Source organism: Paraburkholderia sp. BR14320, assembly GCF_040948665.1.
GTDB lineage: Bacteria > Pseudomonadota > Gammaproteobacteria > Burkholderiales > Burkholderiaceae > Paraburkholderia > Paraburkholderia youngii.
The window spans coordinates 79526-105516 of the sequence record NZ_JBFPKG010000022.1; the positions used below are offsets into that span (position 1 = coordinate 79526).

General features: G+C 64.1%; 23 protein-coding genes, 2 tRNA genes and 2 pseudogenes. 11 read left to right on the plus strand and 16 right to left on the minus strand.

The genetic code is table 11. The features are described 5' to 3' along the window. Positions 1–85: 85 nt before the first annotated feature. Positions 86–1288 (minus strand): transglycosylase SLT domain-containing protein, encoded by a 1203-nt coding sequence (locus tag AB3X89_RS20950; protein ID WP_368584958.1) that lies wholly within the window; start codon positions 1286–1288, stop codon positions 86–88. A gap of 616 nt (positions 1289–1904) precedes the next feature. Here AB3X89_RS20950 and AB3X89_RS20955 point away from each other — a divergent pair. Then, the gene (locus AB3X89_RS20955; protein ID WP_368584960.1) at positions 1905–3479 is read left to right on the plus strand and encodes a UbiD family decarboxylase; all 1575 of its coding nucleotides are present in this window, start codon (positions 1905–1907) and stop codon (positions 3477–3479) included. 47 nt (positions 3480–3526) lie between these two features. Then, complete coding sequence (locus AB3X89_RS20960; RefSeq protein ID WP_368584961.1) at positions 3527–4207, plus strand: LysE family translocator; 681 nt, start codon at positions 3527–3529, stop codon at positions 4205–4207. A 71-nt stretch (positions 4208–4278) separates the two neighbouring features. Here AB3X89_RS20960 and AB3X89_RS20965 read toward each other — a convergent pair whose 3' ends face one another. The 3 genes from AB3X89_RS20965 to AB3X89_RS20975 all read right to left on the minus strand — a co-directional run bounded on the left by AB3X89_RS20965 (position 4279) and on the right by AB3X89_RS20975 (position 6369). Beyond that, entirely contained in the window at positions 4279–5244 is a 966-nt protein-coding gene (locus tag AB3X89_RS20965) for a threo-3-hydroxy-L-aspartate ammonia-lyase (RefSeq protein WP_368584962.1), read from the minus strand. Positions 5245–5451: 207 nt separating this feature from the next. Beyond that, a complete protein-coding gene (locus AB3X89_RS20970) occupies positions 5452–5766 on the minus strand; it encodes a hypothetical protein (protein WP_368584963.1) in 315 nt (104 codons plus the stop codon). Between the two features lie 387 nt (positions 5767–6153). Continuing rightward, positions 6154–6369, minus strand: coding sequence for a hypothetical protein (locus tag AB3X89_RS20975; protein ID WP_368584993.1), 216 nt, complete (start codon positions 6367–6369; stop codon positions 6154–6156). Positions 6370–6586: 217 nt separating this feature from the next. On the opposite strand from AB3X89_RS20975, the gene AB3X89_RS20980 reads away from it, so the two are divergent. From AB3X89_RS20980 to AB3X89_RS20990, 3 genes are all read left to right on the plus strand, one after another. Then, entirely contained in the window at positions 6587–7522 is a 936-nt protein-coding gene (locus tag AB3X89_RS20980) for a Rossmann-like and DUF2520 domain-containing protein (RefSeq protein WP_368584964.1), read from the plus strand. A 96-nt stretch (positions 7523–7618) separates the two neighbouring features. After that, a complete protein-coding gene (locus AB3X89_RS20985) occupies positions 7619–7939 on the plus strand; it encodes an EthD family reductase (RefSeq protein ID WP_368584965.1) in 321 nt (106 codons plus the stop codon). 156 nt (positions 7940–8095) lie between these two features. Continuing rightward, a complete protein-coding gene (locus tag AB3X89_RS20990; RefSeq protein WP_368584966.1) occupies positions 8096–8659 on the plus strand; it encodes a YggT family protein in 564 nt (187 codons plus the stop codon). Positions 8660–8790: 131 nt separating this feature from the next. On the opposite strand, the gene AB3X89_RS20995 is transcribed toward AB3X89_RS20990, so the two are convergent. Further along, positions 8791–10515 (minus strand): methyl-accepting chemotaxis protein, encoded by a 1725-nt coding sequence (locus tag AB3X89_RS20995; RefSeq protein WP_368584967.1) that lies wholly within the window; start codon positions 10513–10515, stop codon positions 8791–8793. A 224-nt stretch (positions 10516–10739) separates the two neighbouring features. Here AB3X89_RS20995 and AB3X89_RS21000 point away from each other — a divergent pair. Continuing rightward, positions 10740–10813: transfer RNA gene (locus AB3X89_RS21000), tRNA-Gly, on the plus strand. Positions 10814–10939: 126 nt separating this feature from the next. Beyond that, positions 10940–11746, plus strand: a complete 807-nt coding sequence (gene trmB, locus AB3X89_RS21005; RefSeq protein WP_368584968.1) for a tRNA (guanosine(46)-N7)-methyltransferase TrmB — start codon at positions 10940–10942, stop codon at positions 11744–11746. Positions 11747–11815: 69 nt separating this feature from the next. Here trmB and AB3X89_RS21010 read toward each other — a convergent pair whose 3' ends face one another. The 3 genes from AB3X89_RS21010 to AB3X89_RS21020 form a co-directional block, all read right to left on the minus strand. Continuing rightward, complete coding sequence (locus AB3X89_RS21010) at positions 11816–12652, minus strand: undecaprenyl-diphosphate phosphatase (RefSeq protein ID WP_368584969.1); 837 nt, start codon at positions 12650–12652, stop codon at positions 11816–11818. Between the two features lie 90 nt (positions 12653–12742). Next, positions 12743–13336 (minus strand): DUF1439 domain-containing protein, encoded by a 594-nt coding sequence (locus AB3X89_RS21015; protein ID WP_018434505.1) that lies wholly within the window; start codon positions 13334–13336, stop codon positions 12743–12745. Positions 13337–13419: 83 nt separating this feature from the next. Next, entirely contained in the window at positions 13420–13722 is a 303-nt protein-coding gene (locus tag AB3X89_RS21020; protein WP_368584970.1) for a YkgJ family cysteine cluster protein, read from the minus strand. 179 nt (positions 13723–13901) lie between these two features. Between AB3X89_RS21020 and hemN the strand changes: the two genes are divergently transcribed. The 3 genes and pseudogenes from hemN to AB3X89_RS21035 all read left to right on the plus strand — a co-directional run. Beyond that, positions 13902–15287 carry an oxygen-independent coproporphyrinogen III oxidase gene (gene hemN / locus AB3X89_RS21025; RefSeq protein ID WP_368584971.1) on the plus strand — a complete coding sequence of 462 codons (1386 nt, stop codon included), beginning with the start codon at positions 13902–13904 and terminating at the stop codon, positions 15285–15287. Between the two features lie 121 nt (positions 15288–15408). Continuing rightward, a tRNA-Leu gene (locus AB3X89_RS21030) sits at positions 15409–15493 on the plus strand. A 256-nt stretch (positions 15494–15749) separates the two neighbouring features. Beyond that, positions 15750–15903: pseudogene (locus tag AB3X89_RS21035) on the plus strand (integrase); the annotation flags it as partial. Positions 15904–15923: 20 nt separating this feature from the next. On the opposite strand, the gene AB3X89_RS21040 reads toward AB3X89_RS21035, so the two are convergent. The 4 genes from AB3X89_RS21040 to AB3X89_RS21055 all read right to left on the minus strand — a co-directional run bounded on the left by AB3X89_RS21040 (position 15924) and on the right by AB3X89_RS21055 (position 21100). Next, complete coding sequence (locus tag AB3X89_RS21040) at positions 15924–16742, minus strand: ankyrin repeat domain-containing protein (RefSeq protein ID WP_368584972.1); 819 nt, start codon at positions 16740–16742, stop codon at positions 15924–15926. A gap of 14 nt (positions 16743–16756) precedes the next feature. Beyond that, on the minus strand, positions 16757–18073 hold the full coding sequence (locus tag AB3X89_RS21045) for a hypothetical protein (RefSeq protein WP_368584973.1): 1317 nt from the start codon (positions 18071–18073) through the stop codon (positions 16757–16759). A 257-nt stretch (positions 18074–18330) separates the two neighbouring features. After that, the gene (locus AB3X89_RS21050) at positions 18331–19596 is read right to left on the minus strand and encodes a glycosyltransferase family 87 protein (RefSeq protein WP_368584974.1); all 1266 of its coding nucleotides are present in this window, start codon (positions 19594–19596) and stop codon (positions 18331–18333) included. 121 nt (positions 19597–19717) lie between these two features. Continuing rightward, a complete protein-coding gene (locus AB3X89_RS21055; RefSeq protein ID WP_368584975.1) occupies positions 19718–21100 on the minus strand; it encodes an amino acid permease in 1383 nt (460 codons plus the stop codon). Positions 21101–21361: 261 nt separating this feature from the next. On the opposite strand from AB3X89_RS21055, the pseudogene AB3X89_RS21060 reads away from it, so the two are divergent. Next, positions 21362–22178 (plus strand): annotated as a pseudogene (locus AB3X89_RS21060) (alpha/beta fold hydrolase). A 40-nt stretch (positions 22179–22218) separates the two neighbouring features. Here AB3X89_RS21060 and AB3X89_RS21065 read toward each other — a convergent pair. Genes AB3X89_RS21065 through gsiC form a run of 4 tightly spaced genes read right to left on the minus strand, consistent with a single transcriptional unit; the run spans position 22219 to position 25964 of the window. Then, positions 22219–23052, minus strand: coding sequence for a M55 family metallopeptidase (locus AB3X89_RS21065; protein ID WP_368584976.1), 834 nt, complete (start codon positions 23050–23052; stop codon positions 22219–22221). Further along, positions 23049–24134: a P1 family peptidase gene (locus AB3X89_RS21070; protein WP_368584977.1), complete on the minus strand. Its 1086-nt coding sequence runs from the start codon at positions 24132–24134 to the stop codon at positions 23049–23051. Before AB3X89_RS21070 ends, AB3X89_RS21065 begins: the two co-directional genes overlap by 4 nt. Further along, positions 24131–25036, minus strand: coding sequence for a glutathione ABC transporter permease GsiD (gsiD, locus tag AB3X89_RS21075; protein WP_368584978.1), 906 nt, complete (start codon positions 25034–25036; stop codon positions 24131–24133). The genes AB3X89_RS21070 and gsiD overlap by 4 nt, the downstream gene beginning before the upstream one ends. Before the next feature lie 7 nt (positions 25037–25043). Beyond that, positions 25044–25964, minus strand: a complete 921-nt coding sequence (gene gsiC, locus AB3X89_RS21080) for a glutathione ABC transporter permease GsiC (RefSeq protein WP_368584979.1) — start codon at positions 25962–25964, stop codon at positions 25044–25046. Positions 25965–25991: the final 27 nt, after the last annotated feature.

A 25991-nucleotide genomic window follows, 5' to 3' on the forward strand; every position in this document is an offset into this window, starting at 1 on the left:
GCCGCCGGCGACCGGCCTGCCAGACGCAAAAAAGGACACCCTCGGGTGTCCTTTTTTTTATTCATGCGCCTGGCAAACGTCTAACTCAAGCTCCCAGCTCCGACGCCACATGGCGCGTCGCCGAATTGGCGCTCGCGTCGTCCTGCTGATCGGCCGGCTGCGAGTGCGCCGCCGGAGTCGCCGGGCTCAGCGCGTGGCCGGCCTGCAATGTCACCTGGACGCGCTTGCCGTTGCCGCCGCTCGTCGAGGCGGCCGGCGCCGGCGTCGTCGACGCGGTCAGCACCGGAGCCTGCGGCGCATTGATCGGCACCTTGCGGCCGCGCGCGACATCGCGCAGGCGACCGCGCTCGGCCATCACCTTCGCGCCGTAGCCACCGTCGTCCGGCGTGCTCGAGCCGACGTACAGTCGCAGGCCACCCGGCAGCGAGCCGCCGCGCGCGATGCAATCCTTCAGCACGAGTGCGCCGACCTTGATGTTCGCGAGCGGTTCGAGCGCAGCGCTCTGGCCGCCGAAATACTGGAATTTGTCCGAATGCACCTTCGACATCACCTGCATCAGGCCCTGTGCGCCGACGCCGCTCTCGGCGTACGGATTGAAGCCCGATTCGATCGCCATCACCGAGAGCAGCAGCAGCGGATCGAGGCCGACTTCGCGGCCGGTGTCGAACGCGGCCTTCACGAGCTCGCTGACGGGCTCCTGAGCGACGCGATAACGCCGCGCAAGGTACGACGCGACCAGGTCCTGCTCGTGGCTCGACACGAGCACGCGGTCGTCGCGCGCATCGGCGGACACGCGTTGCTGCGGAATCAGACGCGCGAGCGCGCTGACGCCCTGCATCGTACGCGGATCGAGGCCATTGAGCGCGACGGTGCTGGTGCCCGACGTGCCAGCGTTGTCGAACGCGCCGTCGAAGCTGGTGGTCGACGAGGTCAGGGTCATGCTGCCGTCGCTCGACCCATCGGCGGGGCTCGGCGAGTTCGGCGAATTGGCCGACAGCGATTCGTCGGAGGATGCACCGGCGTTTCTGGTCGGTCCGATGGCCGGCAACGGGTTGCCTTGCAGTAGGCGGGCGGGGCCCGCTTGCACGGCGGCGGAAATGACCGGCATCAGACGCGCAGCCAGCGCGCCGCGCCAGGTTGGCATCAGCCATAGTGCGAGAGCCAGCACCACGGCGATCCCGCCGACAATGCTGAACAGGTGATGACTCAGTCGCGTCCCGCGGCGCAGCGCACCGCGCACAACCTGCGCAATACGCTCATCAGGACGCCACGATAACCAGGCGTTCATTCAGATCTCCCATCTTGCATGATCCGCGAACTCCGCCGGGTCAAATCAGGCGGTACAGCGCGCTCGCAGAGTCAAGACATCGCGTGCTCTCTGGTTGGGCAGCAGCGACGTCGGGAAAACGGCAACAAATACCGTTTCGGGGAGCCATCTCAAAAACAGCCCACACATATTCAATGTGCATCGGGCTTGGCTCCCACGCGAAAAACCAGCGTTGTGGACGCTGGTGAGGGACTTCAATAATGCCGTTCTACCCTGCAGGGAAGTAAAACGGTGACGCGTTGCGTCTGAGGACCGGGGGCGACGGTAAAAAGGTTAACGCCCTGCAACCAATGTGGTCGGATTCTATGCACGGTTTTATAGATCGTCAACACTATAGAATGCAATATCTATAACTATTTGTAATTATAAACAGTGTTCAGTTGGCCGAAAGCCCTGTTCTGTGTGCGTTTTAGGCGATCCGACCCTGGCTGTTCCGGATAGACCATTTGGTTGATCTACGTGCGCTAGCTAACGCAGGTAAAATCGACAATTGTTTTTTGCGCCGGACACGTACATCCGTCGGTCCTTCTGCGCCCCCAATCCTATGCGCCGTGCATGCGGCCCTGAACCGTCACAGATGAAATACAAAGACTTGCGCGATTTCACTGGCCGCCTCGAGGCGATCGGTGAATTGCGCCGAATTTCGCAAAACGTGTCGCCGAATCTCGAAATGACCGAACTGTGCGACCGCGTGTTGCGCGCGGGCGGTCCGGCTCTGCTGTTCGAGAACACCGAGCGGCACGCCTTCCCGGTGCTCGGCAATCTGTTCGGCACGCCGCGCCGCGTCGCGCTCGGCATGGGCATCGATGCAGAAGCGGGCGCCGGCGACCAGGCGGCGCTCGAATCGCTGCGCGATGTCGGCCGGCTACTCTCCGCGCTGAAGGAACCCGAGCCGCCGAAAGGGCTCAAGGACGCCGGCAAGCTGCTGTCGCTAGCGAAGGCCGTGTGGGACATGGCGCCGAAGACGGTCAGCGCGCCGCCCTGCCAGGAAATCGTCTGGGAAGGCAACGACGTCGACCTCGGCAAATTGCCCATTCAGACCTGCTGGCCGGGCGATGCCGGGCCGCTGATCACCTGGGGCCTGACCGTCACGAAAGGGCCGAACAAGAGCCGACAAAACCTGGGTATCTATCGCCAGCAACTGATCGGGCGCAACAAACTGATCATGCGCTGGCTCGCGCATCGCGGCGGCGCGCTCGATTTCCGCGAGTTCGCGCTGAAAAATCCCGGCAAGCCGTATCCGGTGGCCGTCGTGCTCGGCGCGGACCCGGCGACGACCCTCGGCGCGGTCACGCCGGTGCCCGACACGCTGTCCGAATACCAGTTCGCCGGCCTGCTACGCGGCGGACGCACCGAGCTCGCGAAGTGCATCACGCCGGGCGTCGACGGTTTGCAGGTGCCCGCGCGCGCAGAGATCGTGCTCGAAGGCTTCATCTATCCACAGGAAGGAGAGCCCTCGCCCGCTCCGGCCGGCGCGCCGCCGCGTCCGTCGAAGGGTGCGTCGGCAACCTACGAACACGCGCTCGAAGGCCCGTACGGCGATCACACCGGCTACTACAACGAACAGGAGTGGTTCCCCGTCTTCACGGTCGAGCGGATCACGATGCGCCGCGACGCGATCTATCACTCCACCTACACCGGCAAACCGCCCGACGAGCCCGCGGTACTCGGCGTCGCGCTGAACGAAGTGTTCGTGCCGCTGCTGCAGAAGCAATTCACCGAGATCACCGACTTTTATTTGCCGCCCGAAGGCTGCAGCTACCGCATGGCGATCGTGCAGATGAAGAAGAGCTACCCCGGCCACGCGAAGCGCGTGATGTTCGGCGTGTGGAGCTTCCTGCGGCAGTTCATGTATACGAAGTTCATCGTCGTCGTCGATGAGGACGTCAATATCCGCGACTGGAACGAAGTGATCTGGGCGATCACCACGCGAGTGGATCCGACGCGCGACACGGTGCTCATCGACCGCACGCCGATCGACTATCTCGATTTCGCGTCGCCGGTAGCCGGTCTCGGCTCGAAGATGGGGCTCGACGCGACCAACAAGTGGCCGGGCGAAACCGACCGCGAATGGGGCCGCCCGATCGTGATGGACGAGGCGGTCAAGCAGCGTATCGACAGCTTGTGGAATGAGTTGGGCCTCGGCCTCTGAACGCGCGCCAAACAACACAACTAATAACGGATGGAGCGCTTGCGCGGATGCACGCTTTTTCAATGATGTCGGACGGTTTTTTTCTGTCCTTGTCGCTGTGCCTCGATATCGGTCTCGTCAACGTCGCGATCATTTCCCTGACGCTGTCGCACGGCTTCCGGCCGGGCTTCTGGCTCGGCCTCGGCTCGTGCGTCGGCGATCTCATTTACGCGGCGCTCGCGCTCGCGGGCATGGCCGCGCTGCTGCAGTTCGAATCGGTGCGCTGGGTCGTGTGGATCGGCGGCGCGGCGATCCTGCTGTTTCTCACCTGGAAGATGGCGCGCGAAGCGATGTTCCCAGCCACGGCGCCCGCTGTAGCCGGCGAAGGCGACGCTACTGCGCCGCATCAGTCGCCATGGCGCGGCTTCCTGCGTGGCGTGCTGCTGGCGGTGTCGTCGCCTTCAGCGATCCTGTGGTTCGCGGCGGTCGGCGGCGCGCTGATCGCGAAAGCCGGCGCAACGAGCCCGACGACTGCTCTGATCTTCCTCGGCGGCTTCTTTCTCGGCGGCCTGTGCTGGACGCTTTTTATCTGCGGCCTTGGCAGCCACGGACGCAAGCGCGCGGGTGCCGGTCTGCTGCGGGCGTGTCACGTTCTGTCAGCGCTGCTGTTCGCGTATTTCTCGTACAGCGTGATCGTCAACGGGTACCACGACCTGATCGTACAGAGCACCGCACAAGTGGCAAGCTGAAGCGATCCAGAATAAAAAAACGGCTCGCATCGGCGAGCCGTTTTTTCTTCATGCGTCTCGGCGTCAGTCGCTCAGGCGAGGTACTGCGCGAGCTTCGGCAAATCGACGTTGCCGCCGCTCACCACCACGCCGACGCGCTTGCCCTTCACCGGCACGATGCCATTCAGCACCGCCGCCGCCGCGAGGCAACCGGTCGGTTCGACGACGATCTTCATGCGCTGCGCGAAAAAGCGCATCGTCTCGATCAGTTGCGCGTCGCTGACCGTTTCGATTCGCGCGACCAGCCGACGGATGACCGCGAACGTGTAATGGCCCAAATGCGTCGAGGCGGCGCCATCGGCGATCGTGCGCGGCGTGTCGATATGGACGATCTCGCCGCGCGCGAGCGACTGCTGGCCGTCGTTGCCCGCTTCGGGCTCGATGCCGATCACCGTGCAAGCCGGACTTAGCGCAGCAGCCGACAACGCGCTGCCGCTGATCAGCCCGCCGCCGCCAAGGCACACGAACAACATGTCGAGCGGGCCGGTTTCGTCGATCAGCTCTTTGACCGCGGTGCCCTGCCCGGCGATCACGTGCGGATGGTCGTACGGCGGAATCAGCGTCATGCCGCGCTCCTCGGCCAGGCGCCGGCCGATTTCCTCGCGATTTTCCTTGTAGCGATCGTACGTGATCACTTCACCGCCGTAGCCTTTGGTCGCGGCGACCTTGGCCTCGGGCGCGTCGCGCGGCATCACGATCGTCGCGTGAATGCCGGCGAGGCGCGCCGACAGCGCGATCGCCTGCGCGTGATTGCCCGACGAATAGGTCAGCACCCCCGCCCTGCGCTGCTCCGCGTCGAAATGCGAAATCGCGTTGTACGCACCGCGGAACTTGAACGCGCCCATGCGCTGGAAGTTTTCGCACTTGAAGAACACCGACGCGCCAGTGCGCTCGTCGAACGTGCTCGACGTCAGAACGGGGGTGCGGTGCGCGACGCCTTCGAGACGCGTGGCGGCGTCGAGGACGTCATCGAAGGTGGGAGCGGGAAGCGCTTGCATCGGCGAAGCTCTCCTGAAGCGGTGGCGAAGCAGCCATTCTCCCAGCTTCATCGATGCTTTGGAATGGTGCTTGCGGGAGCGCGCGACGCCTGCGAGGAACCCTGCGGAAAGCAAAAATCCAGCGATACAAATAGAAGCGGCGTAACCCGGCACAAGCCTGTGTTACGCCGTCGACGTTCCCGCGCGCGTCATGCGCGCCCGCGCTTCTTAATGACGATAGTACGGGTGTCCGTAGCCGCCGCGATAGTAGCCACGGTAGCCGTGGTAGTAGCCGCGATAGTAAGGGTGGCCATAGCCGTAATAGCCGCCGACCACTACTGGAGCCGGTGCGACCACAACCGGCGGCGCATACACCGGCGGAGGCGGCGGCGCGTAATAGACGGGCGGCGGCGCCGCATAGACCGGATAGGCGGGCGCGATCGGCACCCCAAGGCCGATACCGACGGAAACACCTGCCTCAGCAGCCCCGGCTAGTCCCAAGCCGAGTGCGGCTGCAACGACAAACGGAACGATCTTTTTCACTTCTATTCTCCTAGCGCGGCCTGCCAAGGTCGCCGACTGCGCATGCCTCGCATGCTGCGGAATCAATGTATCTAAAAAGCCCCGGCCGAACTGTTCGCATTTGTTGCAAATTGCAAGGGCGAGCCGAAGCGTTTGGCCGGGCGCCGCACGAGCGCGCCTACGCGCCGCCGCGACGACCGCAAAATGAGCCGTGAATCAAGGGGTTGCACGCGAGCGACGGACCGCGTGTCATAGGTCTGATCGTGCGCGAGGGGCTAGAGTTCGCGCATCGGTAAACTTTAATTACAAATTCGATTCAATCCTGACAGCCCGGAGGAATTTCCCAATAAAAAATGCCCGGCTCAATGACTCGAGCCGGGCATTTTCTCACCTGTGAAGACCGCGCGCCTAGCCGACCTTCACGTACACGAATTCGCGGGACACATTGGGCGGCACGTATGCGCCGCTGATCCGCACGCGCGGCGTCAGGCGTTTTTTCTGATCCCACCAGCGACGGCGCTGGGCGTGCGTCAGGAACCGCAAGTGTTTTCGGTAAGAAAAAATACTCATCGCTACCCTCCCGATTTTCTGACTGCGAACGAAGTACGAAAATACGACGGTCAAAACCGGCTCATCGACCACTGTTCCTGTCACTACGATTGTGAGCAGTTTTCACACCCATGGGCGTCGCGCCACCCGATGACCGACCGTTGGCGCCATATCGCCCGCAAACTCATCCGACGACAGGTGTCGACCCGAGGGGCCGGATCGCGCTCGCGCTGCGCCGGATGCGAGATACTGCTGCTTTCCCGTTCACACGATCCGTCTGGAGCAGGTGATCATGTCCCAGTCTTCCTTGCCGCGCGTCGGCTTCATCGGCGCGGGGCGGCTTGCGCGCTGTCTCGCGCTCGCGTTTGCGCGCGCCGGCTACCCGGTCACCGCGGTGGCGAGCCGCTCGGCCGATTCCGCGCGCCGGCTCGCCGCCCAGATCGCACACTGCGCGGCCTCAACCGACCCGCAACGGGTCGTCGACGCCGCCGATATCGTTTTTTTAGCCGTTCCCGACGACAGCATCGGTACGACAGCGCACACACTCCGCTTTGGCGGCGATGCGGCAAGCCACCCCGGTAAGGCGCTCGTGCACTGCAGCGGCGCATCGCCGGTCGAATTACTGGCGCCGGCGCGCGATCAGGGCGCGGCGATCGGCGGCTTTCATCCGCTGTATCTATTTAGCGGCGAGCTCGCCGATCTCGAGCGGATCGCCGGCTGTTCGGTGACGATCGAAGCCGACGGCGAACTGAAGGAGACGCTGACCGCGCTCGCGCTCGCGCTGCGCTGCCATCCGCTGTCGATTCCGCCGGGCGGCCGCATGCTGTATCACGCCGCCGCGCACTACGCGGCGAGCTTTGCGCTCTGCAGCCTCGCCGAATGCGTCGCGTTGTGGCGCACGCTCGGCTTTGCCGAAGACGACGCGCTGCGCGCGCTCTTGCCGATGCTCGCCGGCACGATCGAAACCGCGCGCGACAAGGGCCTGCCGAACGCGCTCGCGGGGCCGGTATCGCGCGGCGACACCGGTGTCGTCGAGAAGCAGCTGGCGCTGCTCGAAAGCTTCGACGGCGACCATGCCGCGCTGTACGGTCTGCTGACGCGCCGCGCGGTCAACCTCGCGCGACGGCGCGCCGCGCCGCCCGCGACGATTGAAGCGATCTCCGAAGCTGTGGAAGAATCGCTGGGCCGCTCGCTGAATCAGGCGGCAGCAGGTGCAAGCGTCAAGTAAGCCGTGATAATGTGACGTCCGGCGCGCCGGGCGAAGCAGACGCGAATCACGCGACGACCCGCGCCGCGCCTCGGGATCAACAGACGAGAACGCACAATGATCAAGGTCAGCATCCTCTACCCGTACCGGGAAAATGGCCGCTTCGACATGGACTACTACTGCGCGACCCATATGCCGCTCGCGGCGAAACTGTTCGGGTCGGCGCTGAAAGGCTGGTCGGTCGACGCGGGCCTGAACGCCGGACCGCCCGGCACGCCGCCGCCTTACGTGGCAGCGGGTCACTTCCTGTTCGATAGCGCGGACGACTTCTATGAAGTGTTCAAGCCCGCGTCCGGGCAACTATTGGCGGATATCCCGAACTACACCGACGGCGGCAACGGCACGATCCTGATCAGCGAGGTCCGGATTTCCGTGTGATGCCGGACAGACAACCACTGGTAGGCGGTGCGCAATGGCGTCGAACCTCCGGTTGGCTAACGAGTTAATCCAGAAAACCGCTGGCGCGCACCGATCGGGCGACGCCGGCAGCCCGCGGCCCGCCGGTGGCCGTTATCAGAAGCATAAGGACACGAGATGTTTGGCGATATCGCCCGTTTTCTGCTCAATACCATTTTCACGCTGTTCGGCGCGGCGCTGCTGTTGCGCGCGTGGCTACAGGTCGTGCGCCTGCCGCCGTACAACCCGGTCTCGAATGCCGTGCTGCAAGCGACCAACTGGATCGTGCTGCCGTTGCGGCACATTCTGCCGAGCACGCGCAGGATCGACTGGGCGAGCGTGGCCGCGACGCTGATCGCCGCGATTATCTACGTCCTCCTGATGATCGTGATGACCGGTGCCGATCCGCTGACGCTGGTGCCGACGCTGCTGATCGTCGCGGTACTCACTGCGATCAAATGGGCGCTCAATCTGATCATCTGGATGACGATCCTGATGGCGCTGCTGTCGTGGCTCAATCCGCGCTCGCCGGCGATGCCGATTCTGTATCAGCTGACGGCGCCGTTTCTGAATCCGCTGCGCCGCGTGCTGCCGAAGTTCGGCGGTATCGATGTGTCGCCGATCCTGCTGTTCGTGATCGTGCAGGTGCTGCAGATGGTCGTCACGCGCGCGGCGGTTCAACTGACTTATTTTGTGATCTGACCTGATCGCGTTGGAGACGCCGCCGCTTGCGACCGCACGCGGCGGCGTTTTCGTGTCTGCTGATCGTTGTGGGCTTCGACCGCCTCAGGCGGTCAATTTTCGGATCGCCAGGCTCGGTCGCGAGTCGTGGATCAGAACGTACTCCAGTCACCCTCCGCAGCCGTGGTCGCCGCCACGCGCTCGCGCGCTGGCACGGTCACCGCGGGTGGCGGCAACGCCGGCTGGTCGACACGCACGCGCGCCGGCGCCTGAGTCGACGCCGGCGCCGGCTTCGACACGGCCGCCGCAAAACCGCGGCTCTCCGCGGTCCGGAACACCGACACCGTCTGCTTCATCTTGCGCGCCTGCGCTTCGAGCGATTGCGCGGCCGCCGCGGCCTGTTCGACGAGGGCCGCGTTCTGCTGCGTGGTCTCGTCCATCTGCGTGACGGCCTGGCCGACCTGGTGAATGCTGCGGTTCTGCTCTTCCGAGGCCGTCGCGATCTCGCCGACGATGTCCGACACGCGATGAATCGCGTCCTTGATATCCGCCATCGTCGTGCTGACTTCGGCCGCCTGCTGCGTGCCGCCCTCGATGATCGCGACCGACGTCGTGATCATCTCCTTAATCTCCTTCGCCGCGCTAGCCGAACGCTGCGCCAGATTGCGCACCTCGCTCGCGACCACCGCGAAGCCGCGCCCCTGCTCGCCCGCGCGCGCCGCCTCGACGGCCGCGTTCAACGCAAGAATATTCGTCTGAAACGCAATGCCCTCGATCACGCCGGTAATCTCCGAGATCTTCGTCGAGCTGCCGCTGATCTCGCCGATCGTGCGCACCATGCCCTCGACCGCCGTGTTGCCGGTGTTGACGACCTGTGCCGCCTGAGTCGCGAGCGCGCTCGCGTTGCGCGCGTTGTCGCTGTTGCGGCCGACGGTCTGCGTCAACTCCGACATGCTCGCCGCGGTCTGTTCGAGCGAAGCGGCCTGCTCTTCGGTACGCGCGGACAGATCGATGTTGCCGCTCGCGATCTGCTGCGAAGCGATGCTGACCGACTCGGCGCTCTCGCGGATCGAGCCGATCGTCGACGCCAGACGCTCCTGCATGTGTGCGACCGCGCGCAGGATGCTGCGCTCGTCGGCGGCGCCGGTGTGCAGGCGCTGGCTCAGGTCGCCGCCCGCGATCTGCTCGACGACCTTCGCGACTTCGGCCGGTTCGCCGCCGATCTGCCGCACGACCGCCCGCGTCACCAGCAGCCCCAAGCCGATCGCAATCGCAACGCCGACGACCGCGCAGCTCGCGATCCACCACGTCACCGAGCGAACCATGTCGACGCCGTTCGCTACGCGCTGTCTGGCCAACTCATCCCGCACGTCCGACAGCTTGATCATCAGCGTGCGCAGCTTGACGTGCAGCGGGTCGGTGGTCGATTTGAGTTCGGCGAGCGCGCCGGTCTGATCGCCCTGGTCGGCTAGCGCCATCACCTTCGCGACCGAACTCATATAGGCCGGATAGGCGGCGTCGAAGTCGCTCAGCAATTGCTTTTGCGCGTCCGTGGTCGCGTGCTTGCGCTCGTAGTCGAACGCCGCCAGGATCGCCGCTTCACCGCCGTGATTCAGGCGCACCGTATCGGCGCGGCCGGCCGGCTCCGGATTCAGGATGTACGAATAGAGGCGACGGAAGTGCGAGGCCGCCTGCCACGCGGCGGTGCCGTCGTCGCGCACCGGCACGAATTCGCGGTCGTACATTTCGGTTTGCATCGTCGCGACTTCGCGCACCTTCAGCACACCGACCGTGCCGACGATGGCCGTCACGAACGCGCACAGCATCAACGAGCCGACCAGCTTGTGGCTCAGTTTCAGATTGGAAAACCACTGCATCTTGGGAAAGTCTCTTGAACAGGATGGGGAGCGCCGCGAGCGTGACGGCTTGCGGGTGCGCAAGCGCACGATGTTGGGCAGCATTCGGGTTAACGGCAGGTGCAGACGCCATCTGAAGACGCGCGCCGTTCTGACCGTCGACGCGAAAAGACGAGGCGGCCGTTCGTGCGCGCGAACCATACCCCTGCCCAAACCGCCCAAAAGCCTGTAAAATCGCGAGTTCCGCGGGCGTCGTATAATGGTAATACCCTAGCTTCCCAAGCTAGAGCCGTGGGTTCGATTCCCATCGCCCGCTCCACTTTCCTGCTGAGAATTCAGCGGAAGCTAGCAAGAGCCGCCTCCCTGAAGGCGGCTTTTTTGTAGTGGCAACGGCCCGGCACAGCGCGCAAGCCGCGCAGCCCTCACCCTTGCAGCAGCATCGACGATGATCCACGATCCAAACGACTCCGGTCTCCCGCACGACTCCCCGACTCCCACCAGCGCCGCAGACCACTCCACCCGCGACGGGACGAACCACGTCGACGGTACGCCCGGTGCGGCGCCGGCAGACACGCTTCATCACCGCCGCATCCGCAGCTTCGTCACGCGCGCGGGTCGCGTGTCGACCGGCCAGCGCCGCGCGCTCGATGAGTTCGGCCCGCGCTTCGTCGTGCCCTACACGCCGCAGCAGCCCGACTGGACCGGCGTGTTCGGCCGCGAAGCGCCGCGCGTGCTGGAGATCGGCTTCGGCATGGGCGCGACCACCGCGGAGATCGCCGCGCAACGTCCCGGCGACGACTTCCTCGGCGTCGAAGTCCACGAGCCCGGCGTCGGCGCGCTGCTGAAGCTGATCGGCGAGCAGTCGCTGACGAACATCCGCATCATCCAGCACGACGCGGTCGAAGTGCTCGAGCACATGATTGCGCCCGACAGCCTCGACGGCGTGCACATCTTCTTCCCCGATCCGTGGCACAAGGCGCGTCATCACAAGCGCCGGCTGATCCAGCCGAAGTTCGTCGCGCTGCTCGTGTCGCGCCTGAAGCCCGGTGCGTATCTGCATTGCGCGACCGACTGGCAGAACTACGCCGAACAGATGCTCGAAGTGCTCGGCGCCGATCCACTGCTAGAAAACACCGCCGACACCTACGCACCGCGGCCCGACTATCGTCCGGTGACGAAGTTCGAGCGGCGCGGCCTGCGGCTCGGCCACGGCGTGTGGGACCTGGTGTTCCGCAAGCGCGCCGCCGCGTGAAGCGACAAAACGGCAAGCCAACGAAAAAAGGTCCGCATTTGCGGACCTTTTTTCATCGCACGGCCAACCTCAATCGGCCCAGCTCAACCCGCCGCTATAGCCGATCAGCAGGATCAGCAGACCGAAGCCGATGCGATACCACGCGAACACCGTGAAGTCGTGCGACGCGACGTAGCGCAGCAGCCAGCGGATGCAAATGAACGCACTGACGAACGCGGCCGCGAAGCCGAGCGCGAAGCTGCCAAGCGCGTCGGTGGTGAGCAGATGCCAATCCTTGTACAGCTCGTAGGCGGTCGCGCCGAAGATGATCGGGATTGCGAGAAAGAAGGAAAACTCGGTCGCGGCACGGCGCTCGATGCCGAACAGCATGCCGCCGATGATCGTCGAGCCCGAGCGCGAAGTCCCCGGAATCAGCGCGAAACACTGCGCCAGGCCGACTTTCAGCGCATCGAGCGGGCTCAGGTCGTCGATGCTGCGCACCCGCACCGCCGCGTCGCCGCGCGCACGCTGACGCGCCTCCGCCCACAGGATCACGACGCCGCCCGCAACCAGCGCGAACGCGACCGGCACCGGCGCAAACAGCGCCTCCTTGATCGACTTTTCGAACAGCAGGCCCAGCACGATCGCCGGAATCGTCGCGATGGTCACGTTCAGCGCGAAGCGGCGCGCTTCCGGCCGGTTCGGCAGACCCACGATCACGTTGCCGATGCGGCGGCGAAACTCCCAGCACACGGCGAGAATCGCGCCGAGCTGGATCACGACATCGAAGGTCTTCGCGTGCTCGTCGGAAAAATCGATCAGACTGCCGACGACGATCAGATGCCCGGTGCTCGACACCGGCAGGAACTCCGTCAAACCCTCGACCACGCCGAGAATCAGCGCTTTGCAAGCCAGTAGCCAGTCCATCCGTGCCCCTTATCGCAGTTGGTTGTCGCAACGAAATGGGCCTGCACGGTCATGACTGGCATGCGCGGCCCTCGTGGCCGCACGTGCACGTCATCTTTCGACGATCTGCACGCGTATGCCGTTTGAAAGGATGGTGATTGTACCGGGTTCGTAATGGACGCCGGCAAATTGCAGTTGCTCGGGCTTGAACGTGTAGATCGGATAGTTGGTCAGCAATTGGGTCGCGAGCAGCGCCGCGGCCGCGTTGATCTGCTGCGTGTACATCTGCGCCTGGCCGCTCACGCTGACGTTATCGACACTTGGCGACTTGAGGATCACCGAACGGCTCGCCGCGTCGTAGGCAAGTTCGCTCGACAAAGTGAACACGCCATCGACCGGCTCTTGCAGGAACGGGCTCGCGAAACGCGCGTCGAGCTTCACCTGCACGCGGTTCGCATCGGGCAGCATGCCCACCACCGGATTGCTCAGCGCGACGTCGAACACCTGCGACACCGTGCGCTGATACGGGAATTTGCGCTGCACGGCCTCCTGCACCTGCTTCTGCGAGAACGTGTATTGCGACGGCATGAACGGAAAAGTCGGGCTCGCGCACGCCGCGAGCGACACAGTGATGCCAAGCACGCTGCAGCCGGTCAGCGCGGCGCGCAGAAAGCGGCGCCGGGCCGGCGCTGCGGGTCGGGTCATGCGAAATCTCCTGTGGAAGCCCTTGCGGACATCGGCTTGCGTTGGCTGTGAGGTGAGTGATGGCGCTTATCGCATGCCGCGCATCATGGATGCGATGCCGGTTGTGTTTGCGCCTCGAGTTGCGTGAGCCACGCGAGCGCTTCACCGCGATTCGCGCCGCACATCTCTTGTTGCGGTTGCAGACCCGAGCAGCATGCGGGCCGCTCCGGCCGGCCGAAGATCGCGCAGCGCAGATCGTCACCGAGTTGCACGCAGCGAACGCCCGCAGGCTTGCCGTTGGGCATGCCCGGAATCGGACTCGAAATCGACGGCGCGATACAGCACGCGCCGCAATCGGGACGGCACGCGTGATCGTCCACTCGTGCGCTGTTCAACCTTTGATCCACGTCATCTTTCCTGAACTCAAACCTTGGCAACGCGTTGCCAGACCCGCATTGTGCCACTGCCAGTCTGTGCGACCTTTTTACACGAACGGAGCCCGCAGACGCGCACTTAAACTGAAAACTACCGAATGGCCATGCACACGCGATACGCCGCGAGCGCCGCCCACCGTCCGATACCGCTCATGTCCCTAGCCGACACCCTGTTCCGCCCCGACCTGCTCGCGCGCTACAGCGCGAATGGTCCCCGGTATACGTCCTATCCGACCGCGCCGCAGTTCCGCGAATCGTTCGACACCGCCGACTACCGCCGCGCCGCCGCCGACCCGGGCGCCGCGTCGACCGATCTGTCGCTGTACTTCCATATTCCGTTTTGCGACACCGTGTGCTTCTACTGCGGCTGCAACAAGGTCGTGACGAAAAATCGCGCGCATGCGCGGCCGTACCTCGAGCGGCTCAAACGCGAAATAGGCTTGCAGGCAGCGTGTTTCGATACGCAGCGGCCCGTGTCGCAACTGCATTGGGGCGGCGGCACGCCGACGTTTTTGTCGCATCATGAGATGAGCGAGTTGATGGCCGCAACGCGCGAGCACTTCAATCTGCTGCCCGACGATCAAGCCGAATATTCGATCGAGGTCGATCCGCGCGAGGCGTCGCCCGACACGATCGCGCTGCTGCGCCATCTCGGCTTCAACCGGCTGAGCCTCGGCGTGCAGGACTTCGATCCGCGCGTGCAACAGGCGATCAATCGCATCCAGCCGTTCGAGATGACCGCATCGGTGATGCAAGCGGCGCGCGCACACGGTTTTCATTCGATCGGCGTCGATCTGATTTACGGCCTGCCGCATCAAACGGTCGCGAGCTTCAGCCGCACGCTCGACACGATGCTCGAACTCGCGCCGGACCGGCTGTCGGTGTTCGCGTATGCGCACATGCCGCAGCTCTTCAAGATGCAGCGGCAAATGGATGCCGCGACGCTGCCGTCGAGCGAGGAGCGGCTCGCGCTGCTGCAACGAGTGGTCGAACGGCTGACGGAGGCGGGTTATGTGTACATCGGCATGGATCACTTCGCGCTGCCCACCGACGATCTCGCGCGCGCGCAGGCGCAGCGCACGCTGCATCGCAATTTCCAGGGCTATAGCACGCGGGCCGAGTGCGATCTGATCGGCTTCGGCGCCTCGTCGATCGGCAAGGTCGGCGACGTGTACGCGCAGAACGCGCGAGAGCTGCCCGCCTACACCGACGCGATCGATGCGGGCCGGCTCGCGATCGCGCGCGGCATCCGCCTTTCCGCCGACGACCGTCTGCGGCGCGACGTGATCACGCAGCTGATGTGCAACCTCGAACTGCGTTTCGACGAATTCGAGGCGGCGTACGGCATCCGCTTCGCCGACACGTTCGCGCCGGAACTCGCGCGCTTGCGTGCATTCGAGGACGACGGGCTGATCTCGCTCGGCGCGCGCAAGCTCGAAGTGCGGATGGCCGGCCGCATGCTCGTGCGCAATCTCGCGATGATATTCGACCGCTATCTCGGCGAGCAGACGCTCACACGGTTCTCGCGCACGGTTTGAGCACTGCTCGCCGCGCACGCGCTGCGGCGGGTGAAGGTAATCGGCTTGCCCGTCGACCGATTTTCGGCCATAATCTGCGTCTTCCTCGCGCGCTGAACTTCTGAAGCGCGCCGCAGTATCTGCCCAGGTGGTGAAATTGGTAGACGCAGGGGACTCAAAATCCCCCGCCGCAAGGCGTGCCGGTTCGATTCCGGCCCTGGGCACCAAACAAACACTCTTCAACCGGTTTCAACGGTTCCCACGAAGCCCCGACAGCCAGCGCTGAGCGGGGTTTTTGTTTGCTGTGGTCTCCAAGGTTTCACCAGCGATTACAACCCCCATCAGGGGCCGTTTGGCGCGTTGCCACGATCCGTAACACGAAGCCGGGTGAAAAACTGCAGAAGCTGTACGGCGGCGGGCTGCTGCTCGTCACGCCAACGAGCAACAAGCGATGCATTTTCAAGTACCGTTTTGCCGGAAAGCTACGGGTTCCCCAGCGCACGCGATATCAAGCACCCGATGAGTGAAGCGGCTATCAATGCCGCGCTTCGGCGGCTTGGCTACGATGCGCGCACGGAAGATCACCGGCCACCGCGTCCGGGCGATGGCGCGCACGATCCTGCATGAAGAACTGAAATAGCCCTTTCCGTTTCTGCCTCAAGGCAGCGGAAGCTTGCTGTCATCGAGCCGGCGCGGAGGATTGGCTCCCCAATGTGCGTTGATCTGTTCCGGAGTCTCGGGAGGCCATTTCACGCCCATGCTGATGATGCGGTCCCGAATTCGGACCAGCTTCCTGTAGGCCGGTGAATCAGGCGCGAAGGTATTAAGGTCGTCCCAGATCCCTAATGGGAATGACTCGCCGTTAATGTTGTAGGTGTTGGGCTTTGCCCCATGATCCAGCAGGTAGTCAATCTGATCCAGTGCGCGATTTGCCAGCGCTTCATACAGCACTGAATTGCGCAACGAATCGCGTCGGTTCACATCCGCGCCGCGCTCGACCAGCAGCTTGAGTGAGTCGGATGTCGACTCTCTTGCAACAAAGAAAATGATGGGTCTGCGGCCCTCGATCATGGTGTTGGGGTCAACCCCGCCGTCCAGCATCGCGCTCAGGAATTCCGGGTGCGAGCTGTTGAGCACCACTCCGAGGGGACTACCAAAATCCGGTACGGTCTGCAAAGGATCGGCCCCGGCCCTCACCACCTCCGACGCAACCGCAAGCCGATGCGGGTCGCGCTGCAATGCTTCCTGAAACGCAAAAAACAGCATCGTCATGTTCTTGCGTCCCGGCGTGTTCAGATCGGTCGTTGGTGCCAGTCGCCGGACCTGCTCCATGTCGCCGCGTTCGATGGCCTGCGCCAGTTCGAGTTGCGGGCCGCTAAAAAAATCAGTGGCGGGAAATTTTTTCATTGCATGAACCACAGGAGATAGCGCCAGTAACAGCACCGGCACGATAAGGATTCGGCTGAGTGTTTTCATCGCTTTCAGCCTCGCTATGACAGTGTTTCAAGTACGGTGATGTCCTCCGCCTTCTGCTGCTCGATGCCGTCAATTGCCTGCGTGATGAAGTGCCGCGACACGGGCGAGCCGCTGCCGGGAAGGAGATAGGGAGTACCGGCTGCACCGGGCAGGGGCGTCCACGTCTGTGCGACGGTCAGAATGTCGCCGTTCACATGGTAGGCATTGATGTTCGATGGCGTGGCCTGGCCGCCGTAGTGTTCGACCGTCTTCGGGTGCAGACCGGCGGCGTTGAAGCTCCAGCAGTCCTTGCCGCTGGCCAAAGAAGCGGCAGAGCACAGACCGCCACCTAGCGAGTGTCCGGCAATATCAATTGGCGCCTGCGTGCGGCGCATCTTCCATCCAATATCTACGGCACGCTCATAGTAAGGCGATTTCCAATCCACGCTCTGGTTAAAGTTGTTCGACCAGTCGCTCAGGCTCGTCATTTCGGTTCCCTTGAACGCGAGTGTGGGCTTCATCTCTCCGCCGAAGACATCAGGATCGGGTTCATATAGCTGCGCCCGGAAATTTGAACCTTCTATTTTCAGATCAAGCGGATCAAGTCGATATTGATCCAGAAATCCCCTATCCCCGCTGCGGTTCGCCCACCCTTCGGGCACCGGCCCGGACGGCTCGTAGACATGATAGGAGAGTCTGGCCTTCTCCGCCGCGACATTGTTGCGTGCGAGCCGTTCAGCCGCCGCCCGCACGCGCCCGGACATGGCCGCATTGCCCGTCGCAATCAGCGCCTTGCGCGTCTGCCACCGCTGCGCCTTGGTCAGTGCCTGCGGTATCTCGATGTGTGGCGGTGTCGCCCTGGCTGCGCGCGCAGCGGCTAACTGGGCTTGCCAGGTGGCCGGATCATACTCGACGGACAGAGTGGGTTCGCCGTCCGGATGACTGCCGGTCCTCGCTACAGGATTCCTTAGCGGCGTGCTGCGGTAAGGTGACGGAAACAGGCCATTACGCGGACCTCTAATGGCAAGCAGTTTGCCCCGGCGAACCTCTTCGAGAAGAGCAACGATGACCCACCATCCATCGGTGTCGGGGTTACGGTACCGCGCGCTATGGAAAAACAGCCAGCCAGTCTTCTGGATACGCCTGACCAGCTTCCGGTCCTCCTCCCACTTCCCGTGATTCAGTGCGGCAATCTCGAGAAATTCCCGGGTCTCCGCCCTGGCCTTCTGACGGTCTGCTGCCTTGCCAAGGCACGCTTTATAGTGCCACTCGTCACAAATGACATAACAGGCACGCAGTGGCCGCTGGCAGAACAGCTCCACGGAGTGCATCTCAAATACGGACAGGGACATAGGTGTGTCGTTGGTCTATCTGAAGTCGCTGCCGGAGTTGGCAGCAGTCAGATAATTACCGTGCGACAGGCAGTCCGTACATGGGCGACCGCCCAAAATGTCCGCCTTCCGAAGAAACAGAAAAGCCCCCGCAAGAACATGGAGGCTCCGCGCCCGCAGGCTCACGAACTTTGCATCCTGCTCCGCGAGCAATTCTCTGATACCCATTGCATCTTCATGCGAAGCCCTTATGAGGAGCCGCGCCACACCGGGATCGTTCATCCAGGCTGGTAAGCCCGCTCTCGCGATCCCACTTCTGACGGTGGAAAGTACCTTGCAACACAGAGTCCGTAAATGACGAGCGCCGCGACCGTGTACGACACAAACCGCGCCGCAAAGAACAGCAAGACCACGACGACCGCGGCCAGCAACATCTCCAGTCTCGGACCGAGTGCCGACAGTTGCCCGTCGCGCGCTTCGAATGCGGTGCCCAGCAGAATCAGCAACGGGATCGACGCGAGCATCATGTGGATCGGCTCGAGGATCGGGTAAGCCACGAGCATCGTCATCGAGGCGAGCGCGTAGTCGATGCGGCTGTCCCGATGGCGGCGAAACACAAGACATGCCGACAACAGGCAAGCTGCCAGCACCAACCCGTGCGACACAATCGACAGCAACGTACCGGACACCGGCATGCCGAGCGTCGCCGATAGCGTCTGCAATGCGCCCCGCACGGCGTTGTTCATCGGCGCGCCGCCTCCGCTCATCGCCATTGCCATGCCGTTCAGGCGCGGCATGTCCGACACGAAGTAGTGCCACAGAACGTCGAAGCCGAGCCGCGCTCCGGTAATCAGCGTGAAGGCAATCGCAACCACGCACGCCATGACGAACGTGCGCCATTCGCGGCGCAGCAACAGCAGACCGGCGACGGCGAGAGGCGTGAGCTTGATCGCGATCGCGAAGCCGAGAAAGAGTCCCGCGGCATAGCCTTTGCCACGCTCGATCAGCGCGAAGGTCGCAATCAGCAGGAAGAACAGCAGTTCGTTCGACTGGCCGTCGTAGGTATCTTCGACGAGCGGAAAGCTCAGCAGCGCGACCGCCACCAGCAGCAGCTTCACACTGCGCTCGGTGCCGCGGTACGCCATCGTGACGACGAGATACAAAGCCAGCGCGAACAACACGATCGACGCACTCACCCAGACGATTTTCGCGGCGAGCGGCGTCAGCAGCGCGAGCGGCGCAAACGCTAGCGAGAACTGCGGCGGGTAGGCGTAGAAGATGTCGTCGCCGGTCGAGCGCGCGCCGATGCCCTGCAAAAACGCGATCAGTGCGTCGTGGTCGTACAGGCGCGCCGGGTCATGCAATACGACGTGGAACGCGTACAGATAGAAATTGAAATCGCCGAAGGCGTCGGGGACGTCGCCACGAAACTTCGCGACGACGTGCAGGATGCGCAGCGCGAGGCAGGCTACCGCAATCAGCAGAAGGAGCGCGGCGCCCGCGCCGAAGTTCGACCTGGTCCGTACGGCAGCTGCGTTGAACATCGTGTCTCTCCGCGCCGGCTTGGTGCCGGACGACCGGACAGAGATTACCGGTTCGCAAAAAACGATCTGTGCGCTCGCCCACACGGGAGCGACCTATGCGGGGAACTTCGGCGCGTGAAGATCAGCTCGCAACCCCGGCGCCAGCGCGCGCCACCTCGCGACGCCGCTTGATCACGTAGCCGCCCCACATTAGCACGAGCCATGCCGGCACCAGCCACACCGAGACCGACAAGCCCGGCGTCAGCGCCAGAATCACGAGGATCAGCGCCATGAACGCGAGGCAGATCCAGTTGCTCAGTGGAAACCAGAACGAGCGGAACACCAGCGTCTCGCCCGCGGCCACCATCGCCTTGCGCGACTTCAGATGCGTGAGGCTGATCAGCGCCCAGTTCAGCACCAGCGCCGCGACTACCAGCGACATCAGCAGACCGAGCGCTTCGGCCGGGATCACGTAGTTGATGATCACGCATGCGAACGTCGCGAGCGCGGACAGACCGATCGCCAGATACGGCACGCCGCGCCGGTCGACCTTCAGCAGCGCGCGCGGCGCGTTGCCCTGTTCGGCGAGACCGTACAGCATGCGGCTATTCGCGTAGACGCCGCTGTTGTACACCGACAGCGCCGCGGTCAGCACGACCACGTTCAGCACGTTGGCGGTCAGCGACGAGCCCATCTGCGAGAAGATCATCACGAACGGGCTGCCGCCCGCCGCCACCTCGTTCCACGGATACAGCGACAGCAGCACCGCGAGCGAGCAGATATAGAAAATCAGGATCCGCAGGATCACCTGGTTCACGGCCTTCGGGATGCTTTTCTGCGGCTCGGCGGCCTCGGCCGCCGTAATGCCAATTAACTCCAGGCCGCCGAACGAGAACATGATCACCGCCAGCATCATGAACAGGCCGTGAAAGCCGTGCGGGAAAAAGCCGCCGTGGCTCCACAGGTTCGCGACCGTCGCCTGCGGGCCGCCGTGACCGCTGATCAGCAGATAGCCGCCGAATACGATCATGCCGATCACCGCCGCGACCTTGATGATCGCGAACCAGAACTCGGTTTCGCCGTAGGCCTTTACGTTGGCGAGATTGATAGCGTTGATGATCGCGAAGCACACCAGCGCCGACAGCCATGTCGGCACGCCCGGCCACCAGAAATGCACGTACGTGCCGACCGCGGTCAGCTCGGCCATGCTGACGAGCACATAGAGCACCCAGTAGTTCCAGCCCGACAGGAAGCCCGGGAAATCGCCCCAGTACTTGTATGCGAAGTGGCTGAACGAGCCGGCGACCGGCTCCTGGGCGACCATCTCGCCGAGCTGGCGCATGATCATGAACGCGATGATGCCGCCGATCGCGTAGCCGAGGATCATCGACGGACCCGCGGCCTGCAGCACGCTGGCGGAGCCGAGAAAGAGGCCTGTGCCGATCGCGCCACCCAGCGCGATCAACTGGATGTGACGATTCTTGAGCCCGCGCTTCAGGCCCTCTTGCTGCTTTGCACTATTCATTACGCCCTGTTGTGTGGAGATCGCCGCGTGTGGCCGCTGCGTGTAGAACGCCGTCGAAGGCAGCGCTGTGGCCCGTTGCACGGCCAGAAAGCACGTTCCGGTCCGGCAAAACCGACAATTTTACCCGACCGATATTCCTCTGACGTTCGGAGCCGCCCGCCTTCGTTGTGCGCCGCACTTAAGCGCTTGGATTGTGATTGTCACGGGGATGGCACGCGAGTATGTTGCCGGAGTCCACTTTTCAAGCTGCGGAGCTTCGACATGTTGCCCAAACGTTTGCTTTGCGCCGCTGTGTTGTGCCTCTGTTTCGCGGGCGTCGGTACGTCCGTGCTTGCCCAGACGGCGGCCGGCCCCGCTTCCGCCAGCGCGCAGCCTGCCGCCGCCCTCGGCGGCCCGGTGCGCAACATCGTGCTCGTGCATGGCGCGTTCGTCGACGGATCGAGCTGGAACGGCGTGGTCGCGAAGCTGCAGCAAAAGGGCTATCACGTGAGCTCGGTGCAGAACCCGCTGACGTCGCTCGCCGACGACGTTGCCGCGACCCGCCGCGTGCTCGATCGCGAGAACGGCCCGGTGCTGCTGGTCGGGCATTCGTGGGGCGGCGTGGTGATCACCGAGGTCGCCGGCAATGCGCCGAACGTTGCCGGGCTCGTGTATGTCGCCGCGCTCGCGCCGCAGTTGAACGAATCAGCGATGGACGTGATGAAGGCCGGCCGGCCAGAGCATCAGCAAGGACGCGAACGGATTCTTGTGGATCGACCGCGCGCGCTATCACGCCGACCTCGCCGCCGACGTGCCCGAGACCGTCACCCGCGTGCTCGCCGCCGCGCAGGTGCCGATCGCCGCGAGCGCATTCGACGAACCGGTCGATCAGATCGGCTGGAAAGACAAACCATCGTGGTACGTGCTGACGACTAAAGACCACGCGGTGTCGCCCGAACTGCAGAAGACGATCGCCGCGCGCATCGGCGCGAAAGTGGTGCCTGTTTCGTCGAGCCATCTTGCGCCGGTGTCCCACGCCAGGGCCGTGGCCGACGCGATCGATCACGCGGCGCGCGAGTTGAGCCGGCAGCAGCAGTAGGTCACCGCGATAAGCTGTCAGCGGCTCGGCGAGCGGCGGCTCAGCGCAGCATGAACGACATCGCCGACAGACAGTTCAGCATCCGCACCGCATGCTCGGCCGACGCCGCACTGAAACGCAACGTCACGCCATCGACCCGCGTGAGCGTCGGCCATTGGCAGAACAGATCGGCGAGCCCGCTCGTTTGCACGCGCAGTTCGCAGTCAATTGCTCGCGGCTCCGCGCGCGTCGCGGCAGGCGCGCGGCCCGCTTCGATATGCTGACGGACCACGTCGCGCGCGGCGGCTTGCAGCGCCTCGCGCACGCTCGCGGGCGACTGCGTGACGCCGCTTGCCTGGCCGGTCGCAGTTTTCGTCACGACGAAACGCGCACCGGGAAAACGCGGCGCGGTTTCCTCGGCGAACACGTCGTCACCCGATAAAAGCGCGACACGTGCGCCATATTCTTCAGCGAGCGCGCCGTACAGCCCCGCTTCGCCAAGCTCCACGCCATTGAACGCGACGCGCGCGAACGCGAAGCTGTTGATCGTGTGCGCGAGGATGCCGCGCGTTTGCGCCTTCGCGTGATAGCCGATCATGAAGACCAGTGCCGCGCCGTATTCGAGCCCGGCCATCATGCCGAGCGTGCGCGGCTTGCCGAGCACGACCTGCGCGCGCGGATCGAGCAGATCGGGCAGCAGGTTGCGAAAGCCGCCGTGCGAATCGTTGACCCATACGTCAGTCGCGCCGCCCGCGAACGCGCCTTCGATGGCGGCATTGGCTTCGAGCGTCATCCAGCGTCGCGCGGCTTCGTATTCGCCGTTGCCCGCGCGCGTCTGCTCGGCATGGAACACACCGGCGATGCCTTCGATGTCGGTGGAGATCAGGACTTTCATCGCGCGGAATTCCTCAGAAGTTGGGCAAGGTCGGGGACGCTGTCGCGCAGCGACAGGCGCCGATGGCCATCGCGACCGATGACGGACTCGGCGCTCCACAACGCATCGACGATCGCCTGTTCGACGCTGTCGGCGCAGGCGCGAAACAGCGGGTCGAGGCAATGATCGGCGACGAGCGGCGGCAGCGCGACGAAGTCCGCGCCGTGCGGCACCGTGTATGCGGTCGAAAACGCCAACGCGATATCGCCGCTGCCGTGACCGTACACCGAGCCGGTGCGCGCGAGACCCGCCGCCGCGCGCAACGACAGGCGTTTCAACTGGCGCGCGTCGAGCGGTGCATCGGTTGCGACGATCATGATGATCGAGCCTTGCTCGGGTTTGCCGGAGCTTGCATCAGCGGCAGCCGCGCGTTCGGCCAGCACGCGGCCGAGCGGCGTGCCGAAGATCGTCAACATCGGCAGACGGCCGAAGTTGGCCAGCACGAGCGCACCGACGGTGTAGTCACGGCCCGCCGCGCTGACTACGCGCGACGCAGTGCCGATGCCGCCCTTCAGATCGAAGCACGACATGCCGCGCCCGGCGCCGAGCGCACCGCGCGCGACATTGGTACTTGCTGCATCGAACGCTTCGTTGAAATGCTGTTCGGTCACGGCGAGCGCCTGAATATCGTTCAGGTAGCCGTCGTTGCATTCGAACACGAGCGGATTGACCGTCGACCATTCGCGGCCGATGCGCGGATTCGCGCGAATCGCCGCGCGGATCTGCGCCTGCGCGACCGTACCGACGCCGAACGTATTGGTCAGCGCGATCGGCGTCTCCAGCGTGCCGAGCTCGTCGAGCTGCACGAGCCCGACGCTCTTGCCGAAGCCGTTGATCACCGACGCGGCGGCCGGCACCTTGTCGACGAACGGATCGCCGCGATGCGGCCGGATCACGGTCACGCCGGTTTGCAACGCGCCTTCGGCCAGCGTGCAATGACCGACGCTGACGCCGTCAACGTCGGCGATCGTGCCGAGCGCGCCGGCCGGCAACCCGCCGATATGCGGTGCGCGCTCATCCGAATGATCGTTGCTCATGCTCATGGCCGATCCAGCTTCGGATCGAGCGCATCGCGCAGACCGTCGCCGAGCAGATTGAACGCGAGCACGGTCAGGAAAATAGCGAGGCTCGGAAACAGCGCGATATGTGGCGCGGTCACCATGTCGGCGCGCGCTTCGTTGAGCATCGCGCCCCACTCCGGCGTCGGCGGCTGCGCGCCCAGGCCGAGAAATGACAGGCTCGCCGCCGTGATGATCGAGGTGCCGATACGCATCGTCAGATACACGACGACCGATGAAATCGTGCCCGGCAGAATATGCCGCACGATGATGGTCCAGTCCGACGCGCCGATGCTGCGCGCCGCTTCGATATAGGTGAGCTGCTTGAGCATCAGCGTATTGCCGCGCACGAGCCGCGCGAACGCCGGAATGCTGAAGATCGCGACCGCGCAGATCACGTTGATCATGCCGTTGCCGAGAATCGCGACCACGCCGATCGCGAGCAGAATGCCGGGAAACGCGAACAGCACGTCGGCCACGCGCATCGTGATGCGATCCCACCAGCCCTCGTAGTAACCGGCAAGCAGACCGAAGAACGTGCCGATCACCGCGCCGATCGCAACGGACAGAAAGCCCGCTTCGAGCGAAATGCGTGAACCGACGAGGATGCGGCTGAAAATATCGCGGCCCAGCGAATCGACGCCGAACCAGTGCGCGGCCGACGGCCCCGCGTTCAGCGCGTCGTAGTCGAAGAAGTTCTCGGGGTCGTACGGCACGATATGCGGCGCGATGATCGCGATCACGATCAAGAGCAGCACGAACACGCCGGCGGCCAGCGCGACATGCTGCTTACGGAACTTGCGCCAGAACTCGCTCCACGGCGTGCGGATCGCGCGTTCGGCGACCGCGGGATTGGCCGCGTTCGGCCCGGTGGCAGTGGTGCTCATGCGGGCCTCACTTAAAACGGATGGTCGGGTTGATCACCGCGTACATCACGTCGACGATCAGATTGATGATGATGAATTCGAGCGAGAACAACAGCACCTCGGCCTGGATGATCGGATAGTCGCGCATCGACACCGCATCGACGAGCAAGCGCCCCAAGCCCGGCCAGTTGAACACCACTTCGACGACGATCGAGCCGCCTAGCAGAAAGCCGAACTGCAGACCCATCATCGTGACGACGGGAATCAGCGCGTTGCGCAGGCAGTGCTTGATGATCACGAGCCGCTCGGGCACGCCCTTCGCGCGCGCGGTGCGCACGAAGTCCTCGTGCAGCACCTCGACGAACGAGGCGCGGGTGAAGCGCGCCATCACGGCCGCGACCGCCGCGCCGAGCGTCAGCGACGGCAGCACGTAGCTGCGCCACGAACCGTCGCCGACGATCGGCAGCCAGCCGAGCTGCACCGAAAAAATCTCCATCAGCAGCATGCCGAGCGCGAACGCGGGAAACGAAATGCCCGACACCGCGAGCGTCATGCCCAGCCGATCCGGCCAGCGGTTGCGCCACACCGCCGAGGCGATGCCGATCGCCATGCCGATCACGACCGCCCACACCATGCTCGCGATCGTCAGCCACAGCGTCGGGAAAAAGCGCTCCGCGATCTCCTGGCTCACCGGCCGCTTGCTGCGCGTCGAAATACCGAAGTCGCCGTGCGCCATGCGCCAGAAGAAACGGACGAACTGCTGCGGCATCGGCTTGTCGAGCCCGAGGTCGGCGCGCACCAGCGCGACGGTCGCCTCGTCCGCTTCGGGACCGGCGGCGAGCCGCGCCGGGTCGCCCGGCAGCAGGTGCACGAACAGGAACACCAGCACGGCGACGATGAAAAGCGTCGGCAGCAGGCCTAGCAGACGTTTGACGAGGAAGTTCAGCATGAAACCAGTCCGGCAAATGAGCGGCGA

Excerpts from the sequence above, each read along its gene's own strand:
- AB3X89_RS20980 (WP_368584964.1), top strand. The coding sequence starts at position 6,587 with ATGTCCCAGTCTTCCTTGCCGCGCGTCGGCTTCATCGGCGCGGGGCGG.
- AB3X89_RS20955 (WP_368584960.1), top strand. The coding sequence starts at position 1,905 with ATGAAATACAAAGACTTGCGCGATTTCACTGGCCGCCTCGAGGCGATC.
- hemN (WP_368584971.1), top strand. The coding sequence starts at position 13,902 with ATGTCCCTAGCCGACACCCTGTTCCGCCCCGACCTGCTCGCGCGCTAC.
- AB3X89_RS21055 (WP_368584975.1), bottom strand. The coding sequence starts at position 21,100 with ATGAATAGTGCAAAGCAGCAAGAGGGCCTGAAGCGCGGGCTCAAGAAT.
- AB3X89_RS21050 (WP_368584974.1), bottom strand. The coding sequence starts at position 19,596 with ATGTTCAACGCAGCTGCCGTACGGACCAGGTCGAACTTCGGCGCGGGC.
- AB3X89_RS21045 (WP_368584973.1), bottom strand. The coding sequence starts at position 18,073 with ATGTCCCTGTCCGTATTTGAGATGCACTCCGTGGAGCTGTTCTGCCAG.
- AB3X89_RS21070 (WP_368584977.1), bottom strand. The coding sequence starts at position 24,134 with ATGAGCATGAGCAACGATCATTCGGATGAGCGCGCACCGCATATCGGC.
- AB3X89_RS20995 (WP_368584967.1), bottom strand. The coding sequence starts at position 10,515 with ATGCAGTGGTTTTCCAATCTGAAACTGAGCCACAAGCTGGTCGGCTCG.
- gsiD (WP_368584978.1), bottom strand. The coding sequence starts at position 25,036 with ATGAGCACCACTGCCACCGGGCCGAACGCGGCCAATCCCGCGGTCGCC.
- AB3X89_RS21065 (WP_368584976.1), bottom strand. The coding sequence starts at position 23,052 with ATGAAAGTCCTGATCTCCACCGACATCGAAGGCATCGCCGGTGTGTTC.
- trmB (WP_368584968.1), top strand. The coding sequence starts at position 10,940 with ATGATCCACGATCCAAACGACTCCGGTCTCCCGCACGACTCCCCGACT.
- AB3X89_RS21010 (WP_368584969.1), bottom strand. The coding sequence starts at position 12,652 with ATGGACTGGCTACTGGCTTGCAAAGCGCTGATTCTCGGCGTGGTCGAG.
- AB3X89_RS21040 (WP_368584972.1), bottom strand. The coding sequence starts at position 16,742 with ATGAAAACACTCAGCCGAATCCTTATCGTGCCGGTGCTGTTACTGGCG.
- AB3X89_RS20960 (WP_368584961.1), top strand. The coding sequence starts at position 3,527 with ATGCACGCTTTTTCAATGATGTCGGACGGTTTTTTTCTGTCCTTGTCG.
- AB3X89_RS21015 (WP_018434505.1), bottom strand. The coding sequence starts at position 13,336 with ATGACCCGACCCGCAGCGCCGGCCCGGCGCCGCTTTCTGCGCGCCGCG.
- AB3X89_RS20950 (WP_368584958.1), bottom strand. The coding sequence starts at position 1,288 with ATGAACGCCTGGTTATCGTGGCGTCCTGATGAGCGTATTGCGCAGGTT.
- gsiC (WP_368584979.1), bottom strand. The coding sequence starts at position 25,964 with ATGCTGAACTTCCTCGTCAAACGTCTGCTAGGCCTGCTGCCGACGCTT.
- AB3X89_RS20965 (WP_368584962.1), bottom strand. The coding sequence starts at position 5,244 with ATGCAAGCGCTTCCCGCTCCCACCTTCGATGACGTCCTCGACGCCGCC.
- AB3X89_RS20990 (WP_368584966.1), top strand. The coding sequence starts at position 8,096 with ATGTTTGGCGATATCGCCCGTTTTCTGCTCAATACCATTTTCACGCTG.
- AB3X89_RS20985 (WP_368584965.1), top strand. The coding sequence starts at position 7,619 with ATGATCAAGGTCAGCATCCTCTACCCGTACCGGGAAAATGGCCGCTTC.